An 8,971-nucleotide genomic window follows, 5' to 3' on the forward strand; every position below is an offset into this window, starting at 1 on the left:
GCCTGTCGATGGTGCATATAGCAGCCATTTGTCTTCCATTCGGGCGATGGCGAAGACTGCTGTTGACGACAGTTCCTCCTTGACGCCATAGCCAAATACTTCATCAATGATGCTTGCGGCAACAGGCTCAATGAGCAGATCGATTAGTTCATTCTGCTTCTGTGCGATGTAGGCTTCTTGATCTGACGCCCATGAGCAAGGCGTTTTTGAGCCTCTCTTGAAAGAGGCTTGAATTGCTGCAAGCGCCTGAGCTTTATTCATGTGGCCTAACGCCCAAGTTCAGGGGCGCGCGCTTGGCGTGGCCGAAGCGATGCGACGTATTGGCGTCCCCTGCAACGCCCAGTTAGGCGCAAGGACGTTTTAAGCATGTGCCCCACGAATTGCCTCCAACAATAGCTTTAGTTCGTTCACCGCTTCCTTGGTTGCGCATATGCCCAACACTTCTTCTTCGAGCGGAGATAGATCCTGCTCCATCGCTTTGACTGAGAGCAGGTGCAACCTATCACGCATGTCTCGCGGGATCGCTTCAAGCGCTGGTTCATGAAGCTCGACGCTTTGCGTGATCGCACTCGCACCAACTTCACCGCGCTCAAACGCAGCGACCGATTCGAGAATTCTGCTGGCGATGGTGAAGTTGGACATGAGTGCGCCTAACAGATAGCGTTTATCTGCCGAGCGCAGACGAAGGCATGCGCGCGACGGCGAGCCGAGGCAGATAAACCGTGTTGAACTGAACCATCGTGCCGTCCCTGCCCATGTGGGTCTTTGTTGCAGGCCGCAGGGGGATTGGATCGCCCCGGGCTTTGTTTCAGGCCATTATGGTCGGCCGGGCTCGGACGTAAAGCCCCCCAGGCGTTTGGCTGAGGGGGCCATGGAGGGTTGGGCAGGCCTGGCCACGGTGGTTTCTGGCTGGAGTGAGGGTGCTGGTGGTGTGAAGGCACGCACGCGCCCCGTGCGGGTCGGGGCCCGCACTGACAGGGCAACGCGCAAGGCCAGGCATGTCATGAGGGTGGCCCACGTGCTGTCTGGGTGTGGGCACACTCGCACCCGGGGGCGGGCAGGTGCCTGGCGCCCGGGCGGGATGCCACCACCTGCAGCGGTCCTCGACACTGCGGACAGGTGTGTACGGCCTTGGCCGCCACGCGTTGCATGAAGGCCTGGGCCGACTCCACGGCCAGCGGGCTGGGGGGTGGCTGTTGCAGCGCCGCCCTGGCCTGAGCCAGCTGGGTCTTCTTGCAGCCGTTGGCCAGCACGCCATAGTGGCGGATGCGCTGGATGCCCTTGGGCAGCACATGCAGCAGCAGGCGGCGGATGAATTCCTCGGTGGCCAGCCTCACGCGGCGCTTGCCACCGTGCGCGTCGGCACGCACGGTGAAGACCACTTCCTGCGCGCTGACCTGCCGGATGCGCTCGTGCCCGATGGCCGTGCGATGGCTGTAGCGGCTGAGGTAGTCCAACACCTGGGCCGGCCCGCCCAGCGGGGTCTTGGCGTACACCACCCAGTCGTGGCGGTACAGGCGCTTGCGCCCGGCCTGGCTCAGGTTGGCATCGCCGGGCACCTCGCCTTGCTGGGCCAGACGGCTGAGCGCCTGCATGAAGCGTCCCCGGAAGACCCGGCTGAGGGCGTGCACCGGGAACAGGAAGTCCGCCTGGCGGGCCGGCACATGCCACAGGCCATCGCCGCCCAGCACGCCGCAGGCCATGACCGCATGCAGGTGCAGGTGCTGGCCCAGGTCCTGCCGCCAGGTGTGCAGCACCAGGCTGAAGGCCCCTTGGCCGCCAGCGATGCCCATCCACCGTGCGTTGGCTGCGAAGTCCCGCAAGGTGCCCGCCACGCTGGCGAACAGGGTCTCGATGAGCCAGCGCGGCCGAGCCCGGTACAGACTGCCCAGTTCGTGCGGCAAGGTGAAGACCAGGTGCGCGTAGGGCACGTCCAGCACCTCGGCCAGGCGTCCACGCAGCCAGGCATCCTTGGCCCGTGCACCGCAGCGCGGGCAGTGCCGGTTGCGGCAGGAGTGGTAATGCCAGTGGCTGTGGCCGCACGCGGCGCAGGCCAGTTGCTGCCCACCCAGCACCGGCGTGCGGCAGGCACAGATGGCCCGCCACGCGCGCGCCTGCGCCGTGCTCAGTTCGTGCGTGCGCACATAGGCGGGCCCGCCCAGGCGCAGCACCTCGGCCAGGGTGCCCACGCTGCCGGGGAGATCAGTGCGGCCGTGTCGCTGAAGAGGCCCCGGCCGGCGCGAGCAGAGCCGCCAGCAGGTCCAGCGGGTCGTCCTGTGGCGGCGCGCGGAACTGCGGGCTGATCAGGTGCAGGTAGCGCTGCGTGGTCTGGATGTGCTTGTGGCCCAGCAGCGTGCAGATGGTGTGCAGGTCCACCCCTGCTTCGAGCAGGTGGGTGGCACAGCAGTGGCGCAGCGTGTGCGTGCAACCACCCTTGGTGATGCCCGCAGCCTGCTTGGCCGCCCCGTAGTGGCGTTGCACGCTGGTGGCGCTCAACGCAGCCCCCGTGCTCGGGTTGAAGAACAGCCGGCCCGCCTCGCTGCGGTGGCATTGGTAGCGTCGGCAATGCGCGCGCAGCAAGCCCAGCAGGGTCGGGCTCAGCAGGGTGTAGCGGTCCACCCCAGCCTTGCCCTGCACGATGCGCAGGCACATGCGGTCCGCGGCCGAGTCCACATCGCACACCCGCAGGGCCAGCGCCTCCGACAGCCGCAGGCCGCTGGCATACAGCACTTGCAGCAGCATCCGGCTCATGGGCCGGCGGCAGGCCCCCAGCAGTTGCGCGATCTGCTCGCGCCCGAGCAACTCCGGTTGACGCTGCGGCGTGCGCGCCACCGGCGGCTGCATGCCCCGGTCCTCGCGTCCGAGCACGTGCCGGAACAGAAACCGGCTGGCCGAGGACACCTGGTTGATCGTCGAGAACGAACGCCTCAAGTCCTTGGACAGGTGCAGCATGTAGGCCTCGATCTGCGCCGCATCCAGCTGCGCTGGGCTGCGCCCGTAGTACTTGGCCATGCGCGCCAGCGCGTCCACGTAGGTCTGCTGCGTGCGCACCGCCAGCCCGCGCACCTGCATCGCATCCACCATCTGTTGTCGCAACGGGGTCATCGCCTTCTCCTGTCTACCGGGGTCCATTCCCCGACCGAAGGCTTCTCCCGCTCGCCTTCCCAGGCAAGCTCCCCCACAACGTCAAACGCGGTGACCACCCTCGCCAGGCAGCCACCGCGTCAGCGGTTTAGTTCAACTAGTTATATACGTCAAAAGTGACGCATAAAATCCCGACGTGACGGATAACATTCCAGTGCATTGCAGGCCAAGTGCTTGTCGGGTTTGAAGAATTTTTCTTGCGTGCAGGATAACATTCCGTGCAGCAGCGTCAAAAGCATCAGAATCCCCCCATTTGGGGGTGAGCCGGGCACTGTTGGCCGTGTTCGGCGCCATGGCGCAGCCTGCGCCGCCTGTGATAGCCACAGGATGGAACAGTGTCCTGACAGAACGGAAAAGGGGCGCCTTCCCAGGCGCTCGCCCTCACAAACCCAGTTTTGCCGGGTCGCCGCGTCCCGGGCGCACCACGGTCGGCTCGTCGCCGGTCAGGTCGATGATGGTGGAGGGTTGGCCCGGGCAGCCGGGGGCGCTGATGACGCCGGCCAGCTGTTTTTCAAACCGGGCGCGAATCTCGTCGGGGTCGTTCAGGGCGTCGGTTTCGCCGGGGGGGATGAAGGTGGTGGCCAGCACGGGCTGGCCCAGTTCTTCCAGCAGGGCCTGCATCACCGGGTGGTCGGGCACGCGCAGGCCGATGGTGCGGCGTGAAGGGTGCGAGAGCCGGCGGGGCACTTCCTTGGTGGCCTCCAGGATGAAGGTGAAGGCGCCGGGCGAGCCCAGCTTGACCAGGCGGAACTGGCGGTTGTCCACCATGGCGTAGGTGGACAGCTCGGACAGGTCGCGGCACAGCAGGGTCAGCAGGTGCTTGTCGTCCATCTGCCGGATGCGGCGCACCTGGTCCACGGCGTTCTTGTCGTCCAGGTGGCAGACGAGGGCGTAGCTGGTGTCGGTGGGCACCGCCAGCACGCCGCCCTTCTGGATGAGCTGCACGGCCTGCTTGACCAGGCGGGGCTGCGGGGTTTCAGGGTGAATTTCGAAATACTGGGCCATGCCCAGCATTGTGCGCGCTCAGGTGTCGCACAGCGGCGCCGGGGCGCGTTGGGCGGGCAGGCGGTCCTGCCACAGGCTCCAGATGGGGGTGACCTTGCCGGGCAGGTCGGGCAGGCTGCCGGGCTCCACGCGGCTTTCGCCGGGAGCGTGGAAGTCGCTGCCGCGCGAGGCCAGCAGGCCGAATTCGCGGGCCATGTCGGCGTACTTGGCCACTTCGTCGGGGAAGTGGCTGGCACAGGTCACTTCCACCGCCTGGCCGCCGTGTTCCTTGAACTCGGAGAACAGGGCGTACTCGGCCGTGGGGCTGAAGCGGTAGCGCGCCGGGTGGGCGATGGCCGCCACGCCACCCGCGGCGCGGATCCAGCCCAGCGCCTCGCCCAGGCCGGCCCAGCAGTGTTCCACAAAGCCAGGCTTGCCTTCTTTCAGGTAGCGCTGGAAGACCTCGTGCACGCTGCTGCAGTGGCCGTGGTCCACCAGGAAGCGGGCGAAGTGGGTGCGCGAGACCAGCTCCGGGTTCTCGGCGTAGGCCAGGGCGCCTTCGTAGGCACCGGGAATGCCGGCGCGGGCCAGGCTCTCGCCCATGGCGCGGGCGCGGCCTTCGCGGCCGGCGCGCAACTCATGCAGGCCTTGCACCAGGGCCGGGTGGGTGGGGTCCACGTCCAGGCCCAGGATGTGCACGGTTTCGCCGGCAAAGGTGACGGACACCTCGACGCCGGGGATGTAGACCATGCCCAGGCGCCGGGCCTCGGCGGCGGCTTCGGCCTGGCCGGCCAGCTCGTCGTGGTCGGTCAGGGCCCACAGCTGCACCCCGCCCGCGTGGGCACGCCGCGCCAGTTCGGTGGGGCTGAGGCTGCCATCCGACGCGGTCGAGTGGCTGTGGAGGTCGGCGTTCAAAAGGTGCACTGCAACATTGTAGGAAGCGGGGCCGGGCGCGCTGGGCGTGGGGTCTATGCCTTGCGCGCCAGGCCGGTGTGGATGCACTGGGCGTCGTCGGCGCGGAACTGCTGCACCAGGTCGGCCCGGTCCAGGGGCTTCCATTCGGGGTGGGCCAGGTCGATGACACACCAGTCCAGCGGCAGGGCCTCGGCCAGTTGCCGGGTCAGTTCGGGGCCCCAGACCTGCGGATCCGGCTGCACCAGGGTGCGCGAGCGTTCGATCACCAGCAGGTGCAGGGCCCAGCCCTTGGCCATCGTGGAGGTTTTGCGCCAGAGCCAGGCGCGGCCCACGGCATGTTCGCCCTGCAGCAGGGTCAGCACGGGGCGCAGCACCCGGGCGGGCAGGCCGCCGGGCAGGAATGTCTGCTCGCCCTGGAAGTCGTGCAGCACGGTCAGCGCGGCCTGGGCCTCGTCTTCCAGCGCACGCAGGCGCACGCGGGCGGCTTGCAGGGCGACGAAGTCCTCGCGCAGGCTCAGCTGCTGGATGAGCAGCTGGGCGGCGGGCACCCGCCAGCGCGGGTCGGCGGCCAGGGTTTCGGCATAGGTGGCCGAGGCGCGGCCCTCGTCGGCCAGGGCCTGCAGCAGGCGCAGGGCCTCGGCCTGCTCGGGCAGCAGTTCGGGCTGGCGGGTCAAGGGCTCGACGGGCGGCACCCCGGCCAGCAGGGCGCGGGCCAGGCCCAGGCGGGCCTCGGCGGGGGCCGCATGGCGGTCGATCACCCGGCGCCAGGCGGCTGCGGCCTCGGTCGGCGTGCCCAGGGCCTGGGTCAAGCGGCCTTGGAACAGGGCTTCGGATTTCTCGAGCGGGCCGTCGGCGTTCGCCGCGTTCAGCTCGGCCAGCCACTGGGCCTGTTGGCGCCAGGCCTGGTGGCGCTCCAGCCAGACGTCGGCCTGCTGGGCCTGCCAGGCGCTGTCCAGGGCGTCGGCCAGGCGGGGCAGGGCCTGGCCCAGCAGGATCTCGCCCGCGCTGACGTTGGGCACCGTCAGCGGCGCGGCCTTTTCCACCAGGGCCTGCAGGCGCACGCGCAGGCTGAAGTCGGGGGCGTCCACCGCGGCGGGCGTGCGCAGGGCGTCCTGGGCCCAGTGCGGGGCTTCGGGGTGGCGCAGGCTCTGGCGCATCAGCACCCGCAGGTCGCGCATGGGGTGGGCGCTGGGGCGGCGTTCCTGTCGGGCGGCGGCCCACACCTGGGGCCAGAACTGCTGGTCCAGGTAGCGGGCCTGCACCGCCTGGGCCAGCAGGGCATCGGCCAGGATGCGCCGGCCGGTGGTGCCGGCCCAGCGGGCGGCCCAGGCGTCCGCGGCGGGGCCGTGCAGGCGCTCCACCACCAGGGCGCGCAGCAGCACAGCCTGGGCCTGATGGTGCCAGGCCCGCAGGCCCCAGCCGGTGGCGCGAGGGCCGGGGGCCGCCGGCAGACGCTCGGCCAGCAGGCCGTGCCAGCGCTGTCGCCAATGGGCGATCCAGCCGGGCAGCGTGCGGCGCTGCAGGCGGCGCATCTCGCGGGCCAGCAGGGCGGCGAACTGCGGCCCGTCCAGGCCCACCAGCAGCGGCAGGCCGATGCGCAGCTGCGGCCGCCCGCCACCCAGCAGGCCCAGCGGGCTGGTGGGCACGATCTGCAGCGTCGGCTCGGTGGTCAGGCGCACCTCGCCCAGCGGGCGGGCCTGGGCGGCCTGGGTCAGGCGCTGCAGCAGTTCATCCAGCCGGGGCAGCTGCGACAGCGGCAGCAAGAGGCCGTCCTGTGGCGGCAGGGCCGGGCGCCACAGAGCGGCGCTGCTCCACAGCAGGGCCAGGCCCAGCGGGGACAGGGCCCACCACCAGCCCGAGGCGCCCGCCAGTCGCAGCCCCAGGGGCAGCAGCAGGGCCAGCAGGCCCAGCAGCGCGGGCAGGCCGGCCAGGCCCAGCAGCGCGGCGGTCTGCAGGCCGGTCAGGCGGGTGAAACGGGCGGGGTGGTCGCGCCAGGCCTGCTCCAGCAGGCCCAGCTGTCGTCGGAGGGCAGAGGTGTCCACGGCGAGGCAGAAGGATCTGCCCGGATTCTCGCCCGGGTGGGGGCCGCCTATCATGGCAGGGTTCCCGCTTTTTCCGGTTCTTTTCATGTTTGCACTGCCCCGTCCCGCCACCCAGCAACTGCGCGATGCCCTGGCCGGTGAACCCGTGCGCCTGGTCGAATGCGTGCTGGGCGATTTCACCTCGGTGGCCCGGGGCAAGCTGGTGCACGCGGACGACTTCGTCGGCATGGGCGGCTGCCGCCTGCCTTCGGTCGTGATGGGCCTGACGCTGACCTCCGGCGAGCCCGAGGCGGTCTTCGGCCCGCTGCTGCCCGACACCTACGACGACATGCAGCTGGTGCCCGATCTGCGCACCCTGGCCCCGCGGCCGGGGCGCCCGTCCGAGCGCACCGTCATCTGCGAGCCCACCGGCGCCCTGCGCACGGCCGGTGGTCCGGTGGACGCCTCGGCCTGGTCGCCCCGCGCCGCGCTGCGCCGGGTGCTGGCCCGCTACGCCGAGGCCGGCCTGCAGGCCCAGGTGGCGCCTGAGCTGGAGATGTTCCTGCTGACCCGCGATGCGGCCGATGGCAGCCTGAAGGCGCCGGCCGGCCATGCCAGCTCGCCCACCCGCGAGCGGGCCTGCGAGGTGGCGTCGCTGGAGCGGCTGTCGCACTTCGAGGCCTATTTCGACGAGCTGTACGCGGCTTGCGATGTGCTGGGTATCCCGGTCAACGGCCACGCCCACGAGTCGGCTCTGTCGCAGTACGAGGTCAATTTCCGCCACGGCGAGCCGCTGGCCATGGCCGATGCGGTGTTCCGCTTCAAGCGCGTGGCCCGCGAGATCGCGGCCCGCCACGGCTTCCTGTGCAGCTTCGCGCCCAAGCCCTTTCTGGGCGAGCCGGGCACCGGCATGCACTGGCACTTCAGCGTGCAGCGCCGGGGCGCCCAGTGGCCGCACCTGTTCGCCGAGCCCGATGGCCGCGACAGCGCCGCGCTGGGCCACTTCGTGGCGGGCCTGCAGGCCGAGGCGGCGGGCGCCATGGCCTTCTTCGCCCCGCATGACATGTCCTATGTGCGCATCGCGCTGAGCAATGCCTCGCCCTCGCACGCCAGCTGGGGCCCGGAGGAGCGCTCACTGGCCTTCCGCATCCCGGCCTCCGGCGCCTCCAGCCGCCGGGTGGAGAACCGCCTGCCGGGCGGCGATGCCAACCCCTACCTGACCGTGGCCTTGACGCTGGGCCTGGGCCTGCATGGCCTGAAGAGCGGCCTGGCGCCGCAGGCCGGCGCGGGCGACGAGATGGCCCTGCCGCGCGACCTGCCGGCCGCGCTGGCGGCGCTGGAGCGCAGCACCGTGCTGCGCGAGCTGCTGGGCGGGCCGCTGCTGGAGACCTACGTGGCCGTCAAGCGCCACGAACACGCCGAGCGCGCGGCCCTGGCCGATCCGCGGGCCGCCTGGGACCTGACCCACCTGCTGGAACTGGCCTGATCAGCCCCAGACCAGCCAGGCCACCACGGCGGCCACCAGGGCCAGCTTGGTGATCTGGTAGACCGTCTTGTTCCAGTTCTTGAAGCGGCGGCGCCACTGGCCCATCACCGCCGAGATGATGAACAGGCGGTTCACCAGGCCGGTCTTGTCGCCCTGTTCGTTGGGTGAGGCTGCGGCGGCGACGATCTGGCGGCCGAACCAGTGGTTGAAGGCGCGGGCAAAGCCCCAACGCTGCGGGCGCTCGATGTCGGCGAAGAAGATCAGCCGGTTCTGGTCGGTGTTGTTCTCGACGTGGTGGATGAAGCTCTCGTCGAAGATCACGCCCTCGCCGTCACGCCAGCTGTAACGCTGGCCGTCCACGTCGATGAAGCAGTTGTCGCTGTTGGGCGTGGCAACGCCCAGGTGGTAGCGCAGGAGCCGC

The 8,971-nt window shown here is 69.9% G+C and carries 9 protein-coding genes; 1 reads left to right on the plus strand and 8 read right to left on the minus strand.

Features of this window, described 5'->3' with window-relative positions; translation table 11 throughout:
• The 7 genes from I73_RS32890 to I73_RS24040 all read right to left on the minus strand — a co-directional run.
• Positions 1 to 261 (minus strand): hypothetical protein (locus I73_RS32890; protein WP_148289910.1); only part of this gene is annotated, 261 nt, incomplete at its 3' end.
• Positions 262 to 360: 99 nt separating this feature from the next.
• Positions 361 to 642 (minus strand): hypothetical protein, encoded by a 282-nt coding sequence (locus I73_RS32895; protein ID WP_148289911.1) that lies wholly within the window; start codon positions 640 to 642, stop codon positions 361 to 363.
• A gap of 359 nt (positions 643 to 1,001) precedes the next feature.
• Positions 1,002 to 2,189 (minus strand): IS91 family transposase, encoded by a 1,188-nt coding sequence (locus tag I73_RS24020; RefSeq protein ID WP_022982952.1) that lies wholly within the window; start codon positions 2,187 to 2,189, stop codon positions 1,002 to 1,004.
• A 13-nt stretch (positions 2,190 to 2,202) separates the two neighbouring features.
• Positions 2,203 to 3,105 carry a tyrosine-type recombinase/integrase gene (locus I73_RS30340; RefSeq protein ID WP_022982953.1) on the minus strand — a complete coding sequence of 301 codons (903 nt, stop codon included), beginning with the start codon at positions 3,103 to 3,105 and terminating at the stop codon, positions 2,203 to 2,205.
• A 420-nt stretch (positions 3,106 to 3,525) separates the two neighbouring features.
• Positions 3,526 to 4,149 (minus strand): L-threonylcarbamoyladenylate synthase, encoded by a 624-nt coding sequence (locus I73_RS24030; protein ID WP_026097153.1) that lies wholly within the window; start codon positions 4,147 to 4,149, stop codon positions 3,526 to 3,528.
• An 18-nt stretch (positions 4,150 to 4,167) separates the two neighbouring features.
• Entirely contained in the window at positions 4,168 to 5,052 is an 885-nt protein-coding gene (locus tag I73_RS24035) for a 3',5'-nucleoside bisphosphate phosphatase (protein ID WP_234409602.1), read from the minus strand.
• Between the two features lie 44 nt (positions 5,053 to 5,096).
• Entirely contained in the window at positions 5,097 to 7,085 is a 1,989-nt protein-coding gene (locus I73_RS24040; protein WP_148289912.1) for a hypothetical protein, read from the minus strand.
• A gap of 85 nt (positions 7,086 to 7,170) precedes the next feature.
• On the opposite strand from I73_RS24040, the gene I73_RS30345 reads away from it, so the two are divergent.
• Positions 7,171 to 8,550, plus strand: a complete 1,380-nt coding sequence (locus I73_RS30345; RefSeq protein WP_022982957.1) for a glutamine synthetase family protein — start codon at positions 7,171 to 7,173, stop codon at positions 8,548 to 8,550.
• Here the strand turns inward: I73_RS30345 and I73_RS24050 are convergent.
• Positions 8,551 to 8,971, minus strand: a 421-nt coding sequence (locus I73_RS24050; RefSeq protein WP_022982958.1) for an aspartyl/asparaginyl beta-hydroxylase domain-containing protein, incomplete at its 5' end; no start/stop codon positions are given.

Origin of the sequence: Ideonella sp. B508-1 (genome assembly GCF_000333615.1) — a bacterium.
Classification (GTDB): Bacteria; Pseudomonadota; Gammaproteobacteria; order Burkholderiales; family Burkholderiaceae_C; genus Ideonella.